This window comes from Burkholderia sp. IO2 (assembly GCF_029522185.1).
GTDB lineage: Bacteria > Pseudomonadota > Gammaproteobacteria > Burkholderiales > Burkholderiaceae > Burkholderia > Burkholderia cenocepacia.
Genome location: NZ_JAKWFH010000042.1, coordinates 32,984 through 48,184 on the forward strand (window position 1 = coordinate 32,984; position 15,201 = coordinate 48,184).

Sequence of the window (15,201 nt, forward strand, 5' to 3'; positions counted from 1 at the left end):
CCGATGGATCTGGCGCTCACCGACGAACAGGCGATGATCCGCGACGCGGCGGCCGACGTGCTCGCCGAACGCAGCGCGTCCGCCGACGTACGCCGCGCGATCGAGCAATCGGCCGGCCGCGACGATGCGCTGTGGGCCGCGCTCGCGGGCGAGCTCGGCTGGAACGCGCTTGCGCTGCCGGAAGCGGCGGGCGGGCTCGGGCTCGGCGCGGTCGAGCAGACGGTGCTGATGGAGCAGCTCGGCCGGCGCGTCGCGTGCGTGCCGTATTTTTCGACCGCGTGCCTGGCGGCGACCGCACTGGCTGGCTGCCGCGAGGCGGCCGACGCCACCGGCTGGCTTGCAAAGATCGCCGAAGGCGCGTGCAGCGCGACGCTGGCGCTGCCATTCGAGATGCCCGCAGGTTCGTGGTCGTTGCCGGTCGTCGCGGAAGAGGCCGCGAGCGGCTACGCGCTGTCCGGCGAGATCGCGCAGGTGATCGACGGCGTGCGCGCCGATCTGCTGCTGATTCCCGCCCGGATCGCGAACGAAGGGCAGTCGATCGGTTTGTTCGCGATCGACGTCGCAACGGCAACGGGCCTGACCGTCACGCCGCTCGACACGCTCGATGCGACGCGGCCGATCGCGCGCATCGTCCTCGACGAAACGCGCGTGAGCCGCGACGCGCTGCTCGCCGTCGGCGCCGCCGCGGCCCGGACGATGGAACGCACCGCCTGGTTCGCGGCGCTCGCGCTGGCCGCCGAACAGCTCGGCGGCGCGCAGCAATGCCTCGACCTGACGCTCGACTACACGAGCCAGCGCGTGCAGTTCGGCCGGGCGATCGCGTCGTTCCAGGCCGTCAAGCATCGATGCGCGCAGATGATGGTGCTGATCGAAGCGGCGCGTTCGGCCGTACTCGGCGCCGCGCACGCATGGGATGCCGAAACCGGCGCGATGCCGGGCGCCGCGTTGCGCGCCGACATCGCGGCCGCGAAGGCCGCCGCGAACGATGCGTATGCGTTCTGCGCGCAGGAAGCGATCCAGCTGCATGGCGGTGTCGGTTTCACGTGGGAATACGACCCGCATCTCTATTTCAAGCGCGCACAGGCGTCGAGCGCTCAGTTCGGCAGCACGCCGCACCTGCTCGAATGGATCGCATCCCGTGCGATCGACGGCGGCGCATCGCCGCGCGACGAAGCCCGGGCAGCGTCGCCGGTTTCGATCGCCACGCGTGCATCGGTCGCGCGCGCAGGAGCCCTCCAATGAACAGCGAAACGCGTGAACGGCAATTGCGGCACGAAGTGGCGGACTGGGTGCAATCGCACCTGACCGGCGAATTCGCATGCCTGAAATACCGCGGCGGCCCCGGCGACGAGGAAGCGTGGCCCGCGTTGCGCAAGGCGTGGGAGCGCGAACTGGCCAACGGCGGCTGGACCGGCCTCGGCTGGCCGACCCGCCAGGGCGGCCGCGGCTTCTCGGTCGCCGAGCAGGTGATCTTTCACGAGGAATATGCGCGCGCCGGCGGCCCCGGACGGATGGGCCACATCGGCGAAGGGCTGCTTGGGCCGACGCTCGTCGCGTGCGGCACCGACGACCAGCGTGCGCGCTTCCTGCCCGGCATCCTGGCCGGCACGCAGTTCTGGTGCCAGGGCTACTCGGAGCCCGGCGCGGGTTCGGACCTCGCCAACGTGCGCACGCGCGCCGAGCAGGACGCGGACGGCGCGTGGCGCGTGCACGGCCAGAAGGTATGGACGTCGCTCGCGCACGATTCCGACTGGATCTTCGTGCTCGCCCGCACCGATCCCGCGTCGACGGGCAACAAGGGGCTGTCGTTCCTGCTGATGCCGCTCGACCAGCCGGGCATCGAGATCCGGCCGATCAGGCAGCTCAACGGCGGCGCGGAATTCAACGAGGTGTTCTTCGACGGCGCGCGGGCCGACGCACGCGATCTGGTCGGCGCGGCCGGCGACGGCTGGCGGATCGCGATGACGCTGCTCGGCTTCGAGCGCGGGATGTCGACGCTCGGCCAGCAGATGCAGTTCGTCCGCGAACTCGAATGGGTGATCGACGCGGCGCGCGAATCGGGCGCGGACCGCGACCCCGTGCTGCGCCAGCGGATCGGCCGCGCGTGGGCCGGGCTGCGCGTGATGCGCTACAACGCGCTGCGGATGCTGTCCGGCGCGGACGATGCCGACGGCGGCTCGGGTGCGTCGCTGCGGCGCGAGGCGCTCATCTACAAGTACTTCTGGTCGAACTGGCACCGCGATCTCGGCCAGCTCGCGATGGACGCACTCGGCCCGCGCGCGAACGTGCTCGATCCGGCCGACGACAAGCTCACCCATCTGCAGCGCGTATTCCTGTTCTCCCGCGCGGACACGATCTACGCGGGCACCAACGAAATCCAGCTCAACATCATGGCCGAGCGCGGGCTCGGCATGCCAAGAGAACCACGAGGCACAGCATGACCGAACCCCAGATCCAGAAAGCGCCGGCATACGTTCCCGGCCATCAGTTGCTCGCCGGCAAATCGGTGTTGATCACGGCTGCCGCGGGCGCCGGCATCGGCTTCGCGGCCGCGCGCCGCTGCGCGGAGGAAGGCTGCCGCGCGCTGTTCATTTCGGATATCCACGACAAGCGCCTCGCACAGGCCGTCGAGACGCTGCGCGCGGAAACCGGGCTGCAGCAGGTCCATGGCCGCCTGTGCAACGTCGCGGTCGAGGCCGACGTGCAGGCGCTGGTCGCCGAAGCGCAGGACAGGCTCGACGGCGTCGACGTGCTGATCAACAACGCCGGGCTCGGCGGATCGACCCGCATCGTCGATATGGACGATGCCGAATGGTCGCGCGTGATCGACATTAGCCTCACTGGGACGTTCCGGATGACGCGCGCGATGCTGCCGCACATGCAGGCCCGCGGCCGCGGCGCGATCGTCAACAACGCATCGGTGCTCGGCTGGCGTGCGCAGGCGGAACAGGCGCACTACGCGGCGGCGAAGGCGGGCGTGATGGCGCTCACGCGCTGCGCGGCGCTCGAGGCGTCGCCGTACGGCGTGCGCATCAACGCGGTCGCGCCGAGCATCGCGATGCACGATTTTCTGAAGAAGTCGGCTCCGGCCGATTTGCTGAATCAACTGGCGTCGTGCGAAGCCTTCGGGCGCGCCGCCGAAGTCTGGGAGGTTGCGAACGTGATGGTGTTCCTGGCAAGCGATTACGCGTCGTACATGACGGGCGAAGTGCTGTCGGTCAGCAGCCAGCACGCATGATGGATACGACCCTCGACTCCGTCCGCGCGACGCCGCGCGTGTTCGCGCATCCCGGCGAACTCGCGGCCGCCGTCGGCGACACGCTCGGCGCGAGCGCGTGGCTCGCGATCGACCAGATCCGCATCGACGGCTTCGCCGATGCGACGGGCGATCACCAGTGGGTGCACGTCGATCCGGTGCGTGCGAAGGACGGCCCGTTCGGCGCGTGCATCGCGCACGGCTACCTGACGCTGGCGCTCGTCAATCATTTCCTGCCGCAGATCGTGCGCATCGACGGCGCGCGGCTCGGCGTCAACTACGGCTGCGACAGGATCCGTTTTCCCGCGCCGGTGAAGGTCGGCGCACGCGTGCGCGGCGTGGGCGAGCTGCTGCGCGTCGAGCCGCTCGACGGCGGCGTGCAGGCATGGATTCGCGTGACCGTCGAGATCGACGGCGAGGCCAGGCCCGGCTGCGTGGCCGACACGATCAGCCGCTATTACTTCTAGTTTCCGATTCAGAGAGCCAGCACATGGAAGACGCAGTCATCGTTTCCGTCGCACGCACGCCGATCGGCAAGGCGTTTCGCGGCATGTTCAACGACACCGAGGCGCCCGCGCTGGGCGGCCACGTCGTGCGCGCCGCGCTCGAACGCGCGGGCGTCGCGCCGGCCGACGTCGACGACGTGCTGATCGGCTGCGCCGCGCAGCAGGGCACGCAGGGCTACAACATCGGCCGTCTGTCGGCCGCGGCGGCCGGGCTGCCGGCGTCGGTGCCGGGGATGGCGATCGACCGCATGTGCTCGTCGGGCCTGATGTCGATCGCGAGCGCGGCGCGCAGCATCGGCGCGGGCGATGCGCGAATCGTCGTCGCGGGCGGCGTCGAGTCGATCTCGCTCACGCAGAACAAGCACAAGAACGCGTATCGCGCGCGTTCGCAGGCCGTGCTCGAGCACCAGCCCGACGCGTACATCGCGATGATGGAAACGGCCGAGATCGTGTCGCGCCGCTACGGCATTTCGCGCGCGGCGCAGGACGCATTCGCGCTGCAGAGCCACCAGCGCACCGCCGGCGCGCAGGCAGCCGGCCGCTTCGACGCGGAAATCGCGCCGCTCGACGTGCGGCGCGCGCTGTTCGACAAGGAAGGCAATCCGGCCGGCCACGAAGCGGTGCGCGCGGCGCGCGACGAGGGCGTGCGCGCCGACACGACGGCCGAGCGGCTCGCGGGGCTGAAGCCGTCGTGGAGCGGCGGCAAGCTCGTCGAGCAGGGCGAGTTCGTGACCGCGGGCAACGCATCGCAGCTGTCGGACGGCGCGGCGGCCGTGGTCGTGATGTCGCGCGCCGAGGCGACGCGTCGCGGGCTGACGCCGCTCGGCGCGTTCCGCGGCCTCGCGGTGGCAGGCTGCGCGCCGGACGAGATGGGTATCGGCCCGGTGTTCGCGATTCCGAAGCTGCTGGCGCGCTTCGGGATGACCGTGGCCGACGTCGGGTTGTGGGAGCTGAACGAGGCATTCGCGTGCCAGGCGCTGTACTGCCGCGACACGCTCGGCATCCCGGACGACCGGTTGAACGTGGACGGCGGCGCGATCGCGCTCGGCCATCCGTTCGGGATGTCGGGCACGCGGATGACGATGCACGCGTTGCTCGAAGGCGCGCGGCGCGGTGTGCGGCACGCGGTCGTGACGATGTGCATCGGCGGCGGGATGGGGGCGGCCGCGCTGTTCGACGTCGGCGCATAACGTCCGGTAGCGGCACGCGGACGAGCCGCGCCGCACGAGCGGCCATCCATTCAGGACCCTTCGAGGCCGCGGCAACGACCGACGGCCCGGAGACTGGCGGCCGACGGTGGCCGGCGTTTCGGCGCCTGCCGCCGTCGACCGCAGACACAGGAGACAAGCATGAAACGAACCTTGCCCGGACTCGCGATATCGGCGCTCGTGCTCGGCGCCGCGCTGTTCGCATTCTCGCCGCGCCCGCTGCCGGCGTTCCCGGTCACCGCGATCCATGCCGACCGATTGCAGATCAACGGGCTCGCCCGTGCCGGCACGACGCGCATCGTCGCGGTCGGCGAGCGCGGCGTGATCCTGCTGAGCGACGACGCGGGTGCGCACTGGCGGCCGGCGGCGATCGCGCGCGACCCGGCATCGACGCTCACGCAGGTCCGCTTCATCACGCCGACGCTCGGGGTCGCGGTCGGCCACGACGGGCGGATCGTGCGCAGCGACGACGCGGGCATGCACTGGCGCGAGGTGCACATCGACCACGACCATTCCGATCCGCTGTTGTCGATCTGGGGTACCGCCGACGGCCCGCTGTTCGCGGCCGGCAGCTTCGGCCAGCTGCTGCGCTCGGACGATGCGGGTGTCAACTGGCAGACGGTGAAGACGCCGGCCGGCGACCGCCACCTGAACGCGATCGTCGGTGACGGCCGCGGCAACCTGCTGGTCGCGGGCGAGAGCGGCACGCTGCTGCGCTCGGCCGACAACGGCGTCACGTGGGACAAGCCGCCGTCGCCGTACGCGGGTTCGCTGTTCGGCGCGCTGATGCTCGCGAACGGCGACTGGGTCGCATACGGGATGCGCGGCAACGTGGTGCGCAGCACCGATCACGGCGCGACCTGGACGCACGTCGACAGCCACGTGCCGGTGTCGTATTTCGGCGCGACGCAGCTCGCGGATGGCGAACTCGTGCTGGTCGGCCAGGGCGGCGCGATCGTCGTGTCGAAAGACGGCGGGCTGACTTTCGACGTACGCAAGCTCGGCGGCGTGCAGAGCCTCGCGGCCGTGCTCGACATGGGGCACGGCGCGCTGCTGCTCGGCGGCGAATCCGGCGTCGCGCCGCTCGCCGTGTTGCCGTCCTGACGCGCGGCCCGGCGGCCGCGATCGATGCAGCCGCCGTTTTTCGCCCGTATCCGTTCGTTTCGCATCGCCCGTCCGTCCCGACACGAGAACTCCATGAACGACCTGTCCCGTCCCCCTGAAGCCGTTTCCGCGTCGCGCCTCGCCACGTTCGTCGAGCGCTGCGCCAACACGATCATCCGCCGGCGCCGGCTGCTGATGCTGCTGTGCGTCGCGGTGACGCTCGCGCTCGGGCTGTCCGCGACGCGGCTGAAGCTCGATCCGGGCTTCAACAAGATGATCCCGATGCAGCACCCGTACATGCAGGTGTTCGAACGCTACGCGGGGGCGTTCCCCGGCGCGAACACGATCCTCGTGAGCCTGCGCTGGAAGGGTGACGGCGACATCTACAACCAGACCTTCATGGACGCGCTGCGCCACGCGACCGACGACGTGTTCTTCATCCCCGGCGTGAACCGTTCGCGCGTGTTCTCGCTGTTCACGCCGAACGTCCACTACACCGAGGTGACCGAGGCCGGTTTTCGCGGCGACGTGGTGGTGCCCGGCCAGTTCTCGAGCGCGAACCCGGACGATCTCGCGAAGGTGCGCCGCAACGTCGCGAGATCGGGGCAGATCGGCCGGCTGGTCGGCAACGACCTGAAGTCGGCGCTGATCCGCGCGGAACTGCGCGAGACCGATCCCGCGACCGGCAAGCGGCTCGACTACAGCGCGGTCGCGCACCAGCTGGAGGAGATTCGCGCGAAGTACGCGAAACGGGGCATCGACGTGAACATCATCGGCTTCGCGAAGCTGGTGGGCGACGTCGAAGCCGGGATCGCCGGCGTGATGGCGTTCTTCGCGCTCGCGTTCCTCGTCACGGCCGCGCTGCTGTTCGCGTATACGCGTTCGCTGAAGACCACCGCGCTGGCGCTCGTCGTCGCGCTGCTGCCGGTCGTCTGGCTGCTCGGCGCGCTGCCGCTGCTCGGGCTCGGCATCGACCCGATGTCGATCCTCGTGCCGTTCCTGATCTTCTCGATCGGCGTGTCGCACGCGGTGCAGATGACCAACGCGTGGAAGCAGGCGCTGGTGCGCGGCGCGTCGTCGGTCGACGCCGCGCGCGACGCGTTCCGCAAGCTGTTCGTGCCGGGCACCGTCGCGCTGCTGACCAACGCGCTCGGCTTCATGGTGATCATGCGGATCAGGATCGACATCGTGCGTGAACTCGGCATCACCGCATGCCTTGGCGTGCTGCTGATGATCGTGACCAACAAGGTGTTCCTGCCGATCCTGCTGTCGTACACGCGGCTCGAGCCCGGCACGCTGGCGCGCGCGCAGCGCACCGCGGCGGCCGGCGGCAGCCGGATGTGGTCGCGCTTCGCGGTGTTCGCGCGGCCGGCGCCGGCGCTCGGCGTGTTCGCGGTGGCGCTCGCGCTGCTCGCGTACGGCACGCTCGAATCGCGCCGGCTGGAGATCGGCGACATCGGCACCGGCGCGCCGGAGCTGCGCGCGAACTCGCGCTACAACGTCGACAACGCGGCGATCACGCACCAGTACAACATCGGCGTGGACGTACTGTCGGTGATCGTCGAGACGACCGGCTTCGACGACGCATGCCTGCATTACCCGGTGATGAGCGCGATCGAACGGTTCGAGATGAACATGCGCGGCGTGGCCGGCGTGCAGTCGGTGACGAGCGTGGCGTCGCAGGGCAAGGTGTTCATCGCCGCGTTCAACGAAGGCAACCCGCGCTGGGCCGCGCTGCCGCGTTCCAGCGACGGGCTCACGCAGGGCGCCAACGCGTTCGATCCCGACAACGGGATGAACACCGCGAACTGCAAGGCGATCCAGGTCCTGATCTACACGAAGAACCACGAAGGCACGACCATCGCGCACATCGTCGACGAGATCAAGCGCTTCGCGGCCGAGAATCCGACGCCGAACGTCGCGTTCCGGCTCGCGGGCGGCAACGTCGGCGTGATGGCCGCGACCAACGAGGCGGTCGGCGACGCGGAGATCGCGATGCTGCTGTCGATCTTCGGCGCGATCGCGCTGCTCTGCGCGCTCACGTTCCGCTCGTGGCGCGCGGTGCTGTGCATCATCGTGCCGCTCACGCTCGTGTCGATCCTGTGCAACGCGGTGATGGCGCGGCTCGGCATCGGGCTGAAGGTCGCGACGCTGCCGGTGATCACGCTCGGCGTGGGCGTCGGCGTCGACTACGGGATCTACCTGTACGAGCGCCTGCAGCACGACCTCCGCCACGGCGCGAGGCTGCCGGACGCGTTCGCCGATGCGATGCGCCAGCGCGGCACGGCGGCGCTGTTCACGGCCGTCACGATGTTCATCGGCGTCGGCACGTGGGCGTTCTCCGCGCTGAAGTTCCAGGTCGACATGGGCGTGCTGCTCGCGTTCATGTTCCTCGTGAACCTGTTCGGCGCGGTGTTCCTGCTGCCCGCGCTCGCCGCGTGGCTCGGCGTCGAGCGTGCCGAGCGCCGCCTGCCGAAGCAGCAGCCGTCGCCGGCGACCCCCGCGCCGCCGCAGCCGGCGCCCGCACTCGAACACGGCAACCCGGTGCGCTGAACGGCGCGCCGATTTTCCCCGCGCGCGGCGGCCGCCGCGCGCTCTCCACAAGAGGAGTCAACCCACATGTCCGCACGCCCTTACAAGATCGAAGCCCAGCCGCTCGCGCAGCGCTATGCGCGCGGCTGGCACTGCCTCGGCCTCGCCCGCGACTACCAGGACGGCAAGCCGCATACGCTGAACATCTTCGGCCGCAAGCTCGCCGCGTTCGCCGATTCGACCGGCAAGGTCAACGTCGTCGACGCCTATTGCCCGCACATGGGCGCCGACCTGAGCCTCGGCACGGTCCAGGGCGACACCCTCGTGTGCCCGTTCCACGGCTGGGCGTGGAACGGCGAAGGCCAGTGCGCGTCGATTCCGTACTGCAAGCGGATTCCGCCGAAGGCGCGCATCGGCGCGTGGCCGACCTGCGAGGAAAACAACCTGCTGTTCGTGTGGAACGACCCGGAAGGCCATGCGCCGCCGGCCGAGGTCGCGATTCCGCGCCTCGACGTGTGTTTCTCGGACGAATGGTCGGGCTGGGTCATCGACAAGATGGTGATCCACGCGAATTGCCGCGAGCTGGTCGACAACATCTCGGACGTCGCGCACTTCGCGACCGTGCACCGTGCGCCGATCGACTATTTCGCGAACCTGTTCGAGCACCACAAGGCGACGCAGTTGTTGGTCGGCCGCAGCGAGAAGCTCGGCGGCGACAGCCTGACCGCGCTGTCGACCTATTTCGGGCCGGCCGTGCACATCACGCAGATGACGGGGCAGAGCAACGGGCAGCCGATCCATTCGGTGCTGCTGAACTGCCACGTGCCGATCGACATGAACAGCTTCGAGCTGCGGTACGGCGTGATCGTGAAGAAGGTGGCCGGACTGTCCGACGAGCAGAACATGGAGATCGCGAATGCGTACGTGAAGGAAGCGCAGCGCGCGTTCTACGAGGACGTGGACATCTGGCACAGCAAGACGCGGATCGACAACCCGCTGCTGTGCGAAGGCGACGGCCCGCTGTACCAGATGCGCGACTGGTATTCGCAGTTCTACCTGGACGTGGCCGACGTGCGGCCCGCGAGCGTCGCGCGCAAGGCGTTCGAGATGCGCATTCGCGAAGGCGACGCGCCGCCGGCGCTGCATCACGTGTTCGAGCCGCAGTAAGAAAGGGGCAGGCTGGCCGGAAAAGAGGGGCGCATCGAAAGCGCGTCGATCGGCCGGCAACACCCGCCGCAGAAGGCGCGCCGGGCGCCTGCGCTTGTGCGCCGCACCAAAAGAACTTGACGAAACGGTCGCTACCGCGTAGTGTCCGAGACCGAAGTCGTCAAGAAGTTCGATTGCTCATCATTGGCCGCACACCGTGCGGCAGTCGTTGGTCTCTCCCTCTTTGATTCTTTCTGTGCCCGTCGCGGGCGCATGTTCACCATTCGTCATTTGTATTAAGGAAGTATTTGTGGATACCGGTACCGTCAAGTGGTTCAACGAAACCAAGGGCTTTGGTTTCATTTCCCCGGACAACGGCGGCGACGATCTGTTCGCCCATTTCTCGGAAATTCGCGGCACGGGCTTCAAGACCCTGGCCGAAGGCCAGAAGGTCAGCTTCGAAGTGAAGCGTGGCCCGAAGGGTCTGCAAGCGTCGAACATCACGCCGCAGTAAGCCGCATCGGCAGCGGTCGCCGATCGGCGGCCGGTGCCGGATGGAGTATCGCGCGGGGCGCTGCCTGACGGCGGCCTGTGCGTTCCGATGCGCACGACCGATGCATCGCGACATTCACGATGCATCGGTCGTGACGCCTCCCTCATCGCATGCCTGAACCGCATGCGACGCAACGCCCTCGCGAAGCGCAAGCCGTTTTGCGAGCGCATCACCGCTTCAACGCATCAACCCGAGCAGACCGCCGCCATGCCGTAGCTGGCGCGGTCCCGACTTGCGCGGCGCTGCTGGCGCCGCAGCCACCGACCGCCCGAACGTCGCAACGCGCCGGGCTCCGATCGCAAGACAGGCCCGAGGCCCGTCTGAACGAACCGATCCCGGCAGCCTGCCGGCCGCCGTCCCGTTTGCGGGAATCGGCGCCGGGCAGTCGCCGGCCGCGGTCAATCACCTTGTCTGGAGGAATTGGTTTGGCAAAAGAAGAACTGCTGGAACTGGACGGAATCGTCGACGAAGTGCTGCCGGACAGCAAATACCGTGTCACGCTGGAAAACGGCGTCGTGGTCGGCGCATATGCGTCGGGCCGCATGCGCAAGAACCACATCCGCATTCTCGCGGGCGATCGCGTGACGCTCGAACTGTCGGTGTACGACCTCACCAAGGGCCGCATCAACTTCCGGCACAAGGACGCGAATTCGCCGCGTCCGCCGCGAAGCGGGCAGCCGCGCCGCTAAGCGGCCACCATCGGTGCGCCGCAGCGCGCACCGATCGACACCCGTCCGGCCGCACGGCCGGACGAACCGGCTGAGCGGCGCACGGTGTGCCGTTCGCCGGTCGCCGGCGGCGCCATCGCGCCGCGGCGGCTTCTCCCGCCTTTGCCGGCGCCGTGCGTGTACCACGCTCAGGCGGCCGCGTCCTGCAGCAAGTCTCCCCGTTCCGAACCGCACGAGCCGGGCGAAACGCATCGTCGTCCGCATCGGCCGGCGACTGAACGCACCCGTTGCGACGTCGTTCGCCTGCGGCTTTACGCGCGGGCCGGCGCGGTCGTACACTCGTCGGCAATTCGCGGCCCGCACGCGGCTTTCAATCCCTTCGGTGCGGGCTCGTCACGACAACCTGCCGGACCGATTGTCCACAAAGGATCCGAGCATGAGTACCGCCCCGACGCCGGACCCGCGCGATGCACTGCCCGTGCGCGATGGCACGAGCCTGATCGCCTATCTGCACATCCTGAGGAAAGCGCATGCGGCGCTGGTTGGCCAGGATCACGCGCATCAGCGCTTCAGCGAGATCGTCACGCGCGGGCAGGCGCGCCAGTACAGCCAGTACATCGAGGAACTGATGCCGGTGCTGCTGCGCAAGCGCGCCGAGCACCGGGCGCGCAAACATGGCGGGAAGCACCATTGAGCGAACGGCGGGTGCGCATGTGTCGCGTCATGCCGCCCGCTGCACGCTGACCGCCGATACCGCCGCGCCCGTCAGTTGAACCGCCGCGCCGGCGAGCATCGCGACGCGCAGGCCGGCCGCGCCGCCATGCGCGGCTGCGAACGCCGTGCCGAGCACCGCGATGCCGAGCGTCGCGCCGGTCATTCGCGCGACGTTGACGAGCGCGCTGGCGGTGCCTGAACGCGCCGCGTCGACCGCACCGACCGCGACGGTCATCAGCGGGCCCGTCGCGATCCCCATCCCGAGCCCCGTCAACGCCAGCCCGATTTCGGCGCCGAGCAGGCTGGCTGACTCGGCCGATGCGCCGATCGCGGCGAGCCCGCTCGCGATCACCGCGACACCACCGGCCGTCGTCGCACGCGTGCCGATACGCTCCGACAACGGCCCCGACCACGGCGACACGACGACGAACACGAGCGCCATCGGCAGCAGCGCGAGCCCCGCGCCGGTCGAATCGAGGCGGCCGACGCTTTGCCACGTCAGCGGCAGCAGGAACAGCACGCCGTACATTCCGAACGTCATGCCGGTGGTCGCGGCGATCGCGCCGCGAAATGCGCTGATCCGGAAGAGGTCCAGCGGCACCAGCGCGGATTCGCCGTGGCGGCGCTCGATCGCCACGAACGCGGCGAACGACGCGACCGCGATGCAGCCGGCGATCGTGCCGGCGACCGGTGCGTCGCGGAACACGATCGCCGCATACGCGAGCGCGCCGAGCGCGAGTGCGCCCGCGACTTGCGCCGCACCGTCGAAATGACGGCCGTGCGGATCGGACGATTCGGGCACGGCCGGAATCGCGAGCAGCATCGCGGCGACGCTCAGCGGCACGACGACGAAAAAGATGCTGCGCCAGCCGAAGTGCCGGATCAGCACGCCGCCGAGCGTCGGGCCGAGCGCCATCGCGACGCCGTTGCACGCGGCCCAGATGCCGAGCGCGCGGCCGCGCGCGACCGGATCGCGCCACACGACGCGCACGATCGCAAGCGACGCCGGCAGTAACAACGCCGCGCCGACGCCGGCCAGCGCACGTGCGGCGATCAGCACCGATACCGATGGCGCGAGCGCGCACAGCAGCGACGCAAGCGTGAAAACGGCCGTGCCGGCCATGAAGATGCGGCGCCGGCCGTACAGGTCGGCGAGCAGGCCGCCGGTCAGCAGCAGCACCGCGTACGTGAGGTTGTAGCTGTCGACGACCCATTGCAATGCACCGACACCGGCGTGGAAATAGGCGCCGATGGCGCGCGTCGCGAGATTGACGACGGCCGTGTCGACCTGCGCGACGAGTACGGCGAGGCACAGGGTCAGCAGGGTGACGCCGCGCCGTTTGACGGCGCGCTCGGCCAGTGCGGCCAGTTCTCCGGTATGGGCCACGGGCGATGCTCCTCGGGTGTCGGACGTTCGAGCTTAGGGGCCGCCTGCTGACAGCGTGGTGTCAGCAGGCGGGCGCCCCGGGCGCGCGCAATCGACATGCCCGTGCATCCAACGACGAACGGGGCTTGCGCCCCGTTTCCGTTGGTTGGCCGTGAACGACCGCGTCGCCTACGCCGCCACCTCCCGCGCCCGCACCATCGTCAGCGCCGCGTCCTCGATCATGTCCTCCTGCCCGCCGACGAGCCGCTGACGGCCCAGCTCGACGAGGATGTCGCGCGCCGGAATTCCGTACTTCGCTTCCGCACGCTTCGCGAACAGCAGGAACGACGAGTAGACGCCCGCATAGCCGAGCGTCAGCGCGTCGCGGTCGAGACGGATCGGCGCATCCATGATCGGCACGACGAGATCCTCGGCGACGTCGGAAATCGCGAATACGTCGACGCCCGTTTCGATCCCCATCCGGTCGCACACCGCGACGAACACTTCCATCGGCGTGTTGCCCGCGCCGGCGCCGAGGCCGGCCGCCGCCGCGTCGATCCGGTTCGCGCCGGCGGCGACCGCCGCGACCGAATTTGCGACGCCCATCGCGAGGTTGTGGTGGCCGTGGAAGCCGAGCTCCGTCTCCGGCTTCAGCGCGTCGCGCACCTGGCCGATTCGCGCGGTCACGTCGTCGGGCAGCATGTGGCCGGCCGAATCGGTGATGTAGATGCAGTTCGCGCCGTACGACTCCATCAGCTTCGCCTGTACGACGAGCTGTGCCGGCGACGACATGTGCGCCATCATCAGGAAGCCGACCGTGTCGAGCCCGAGCGTGCGTGCGAGGCCGATATGCTGCTCGGACACGTCGGCCTCGGTGCAGTGCGTCGCGACGCGGATCGTGCCGACGCCGAGTGCGTGCGCCATGCGCAGGTGCTCGACGGTGCCGATGCCGGGCAGCAGCAGCGCGGACACCCGGGCCTGTTTCAGCTCCGGAATCACGGCGCTCAGGTACGCCTCGTCGGTGTGCGCGGGAAACCCGTAGTTGACCGACGCGCCGCCGAGGCCGTCGCCGTGCGTGACCTCGATCAGCGGCACGCCGGCCGCGTCGAGCCCGCGCGCGATGTCGCGCATCTGGTCGAGCGTGATCTGGTGGCGCTTCGGGTGCATCCCGTCGCGCAGCGACATGTCGTGGACGGTGATCTTCTTGCCTGCAAGTGACATCGTGTGGCTCCTCGGCTCAAGCGGTGGCGGCCGTCGCGGCCAGCATCTGTTCGGCGAAACGCTCGGCCGTGGCGGCCGCGGCGGCGGTCATGATGTCGAGGTTGCCCGCGTACTTCGGCAGGTAGTCCCCGAGCCCCTCGACTTCCATGAACACCGACACGCGATTGCCGTCGAACACCGGGCCGTTCTTCAACGTGTAGCCGGGCACGTAGCGTTGCACTTCCTTGACCATCGCATGCACGGACGCGGTGATCGCGTCGACGTCGGGCGGCCCGTCGGTCAGGCAGTGGATCGTGTCGCGCATGATCAGCGGCGGCTCGGCCGGGTTGATGACGATGATCGCCTTGCCCTTGCGTGCGCCGCCGACCTGTTCGATCGCGCCGGACGTCGTGCGCGTGAACTCGTCGATGTTCTTGCGCGTGCCGGGGCCGACCGAGCGCGACGACACGGTCGCGACGATCTCGCCGTACGCGACCGGCTGTACGCGCGACACCGCATACACCATCGGAATCGTCGCCTGGCCGCCGCAGGTCACCATGTTCACGTTCGTCTGCGCGCTGTCGAGATGCGCATCGAGGTTCACCGGCGGCACGCAATACGGCCCGATCGCCGCGGGCGTCAGGTCGATCATCTTCACGCCGAGCGCGGTGAGCTTGTCGGAATTGTCGCGATGCACGTATGCCGACGTCGCGTCGAATGCGATGCGGATCTCGTCGCCGACGACGTGCGGCAGCAGCCCGTCGACCCCCTTGTCGGTGGTTTTCAGGCCGAACTCGCGCGCGCGTGCGAGGCCGTCGGATGCCGGGTCGACGCCGACCATCCACACGGGTTCGAGCACCGGCGAACGGCGCAGCTTGTACAACAGATCGGTGCCGATGTTGCCCGGCCCGATCAATGCGCATTTGATTTTCTTCATCGGGAGTGTTC

The 15,201-nt window shown here is 69.3% G+C and carries 14 protein-coding genes; 11 read left to right on the forward strand and 3 right to left on the reverse strand.

The window, feature by feature from the left end; translation table 11 throughout:
* The first annotated feature begins 3 nt into the window (after positions 1–3).
* From MMB92_RS24610 to MMB92_RS24660, 11 genes are all read left to right on the forward strand, one after another.
* Complete coding sequence (locus tag MMB92_RS24610; RefSeq protein WP_277563003.1) at positions 4–1,242, forward strand: acyl-CoA dehydrogenase family protein; 1,239 nt, start codon at positions 4–6, stop codon at positions 1,240–1,242.
* On the forward strand, positions 1,239–2,441 hold the full coding sequence (locus MMB92_RS24615; protein ID WP_006481541.1) for an acyl-CoA dehydrogenase family protein: 1,203 nt from the start codon (positions 1,239–1,241) through the stop codon (positions 2,439–2,441). Before MMB92_RS24610 ends, MMB92_RS24615 begins: the two co-directional genes overlap by 4 nt.
* Positions 2,438–3,238 (forward strand): SDR family oxidoreductase, encoded by an 801-nt coding sequence (locus MMB92_RS24620; RefSeq protein WP_084751477.1) that lies wholly within the window; start codon positions 2,438–2,440, stop codon positions 3,236–3,238. The genes MMB92_RS24615 and MMB92_RS24620 overlap by 4 nt, the downstream gene beginning before the upstream one ends.
* A complete protein-coding gene (locus tag MMB92_RS24625; protein WP_060263954.1) occupies positions 3,238–3,723 on the forward strand; it encodes a MaoC family dehydratase in 486 nt (161 codons plus the stop codon). The genes MMB92_RS24620 and MMB92_RS24625 overlap by 1 nt, the downstream gene beginning before the upstream one ends.
* A gap of 23 nt (positions 3,724–3,746) precedes the next feature.
* Positions 3,747–4,952, forward strand: coding sequence for an acetyl-CoA C-acyltransferase (locus MMB92_RS24630; RefSeq protein WP_060263952.1), 1,206 nt, complete (start codon positions 3,747–3,749; stop codon positions 4,950–4,952).
* A gap of 159 nt (positions 4,953–5,111) precedes the next feature.
* Entirely contained in the window at positions 5,112–6,074 is a 963-nt protein-coding gene (locus MMB92_RS24635; RefSeq protein ID WP_058903166.1) for a sialidase, read from the forward strand.
* 93 nt (positions 6,075–6,167) lie between these two features.
* Positions 6,168–8,627 carry an MMPL family transporter gene (locus tag MMB92_RS24640; RefSeq protein WP_277563004.1) on the forward strand — a complete coding sequence of 820 codons (2,460 nt, stop codon included), beginning with the start codon at positions 6,168–6,170 and terminating at the stop codon, positions 8,625–8,627.
* Between the two features lie 66 nt (positions 8,628–8,693).
* Positions 8,694–9,773 carry a Rieske 2Fe-2S domain-containing protein gene (locus tag MMB92_RS24645; protein ID WP_006483025.1) on the forward strand — a complete coding sequence of 360 codons (1,080 nt, stop codon included), beginning with the start codon at positions 8,694–8,696 and terminating at the stop codon, positions 9,771–9,773.
* A 289-nt stretch (positions 9,774–10,062) separates the two neighbouring features.
* A complete protein-coding gene (locus MMB92_RS24650) occupies positions 10,063–10,266 on the forward strand; it encodes a cold-shock protein (protein WP_006483056.1) in 204 nt (67 codons plus the stop codon).
* 464 nt (positions 10,267–10,730) lie between these two features.
* Complete coding sequence (infA, locus tag MMB92_RS24655) at positions 10,731–10,994, forward strand: translation initiation factor IF-1 (protein ID WP_006483034.1); 264 nt, start codon at positions 10,731–10,733, stop codon at positions 10,992–10,994.
* A 415-nt stretch (positions 10,995–11,409) separates the two neighbouring features.
* Positions 11,410–11,667 carry a hypothetical protein gene (locus MMB92_RS24660; RefSeq protein ID WP_058903164.1) on the forward strand — a complete coding sequence of 86 codons (258 nt, stop codon included), beginning with the start codon at positions 11,410–11,412 and terminating at the stop codon, positions 11,665–11,667.
* A gap of 27 nt (positions 11,668–11,694) precedes the next feature.
* On the opposite strand, the gene MMB92_RS24665 is transcribed toward MMB92_RS24660, so the two are convergent.
* The 3 genes from MMB92_RS24665 to MMB92_RS24675 form a co-directional block, all read right to left on the reverse strand.
* Positions 11,695–13,074 (reverse strand): MFS transporter, encoded by a 1,380-nt coding sequence (locus MMB92_RS24665; protein WP_084751475.1) that lies wholly within the window; start codon positions 13,072–13,074, stop codon positions 11,695–11,697.
* Between the two features lie 168 nt (positions 13,075–13,242).
* Entirely contained in the window at positions 13,243–14,274 is a 1,032-nt protein-coding gene (dmpG, locus tag MMB92_RS24670) for a 4-hydroxy-2-oxovalerate aldolase (protein ID WP_006483010.1), read from the reverse strand.
* A 16-nt stretch (positions 14,275–14,290) separates the two neighbouring features.
* Positions 14,291–15,190 (reverse strand): acetaldehyde dehydrogenase (acetylating), encoded by a 900-nt coding sequence (locus MMB92_RS24675; RefSeq protein WP_006483009.1) that lies wholly within the window; start codon positions 15,188–15,190, stop codon positions 14,291–14,293.
* Positions 15,191–15,201 lie beyond the last annotated feature (11 nt).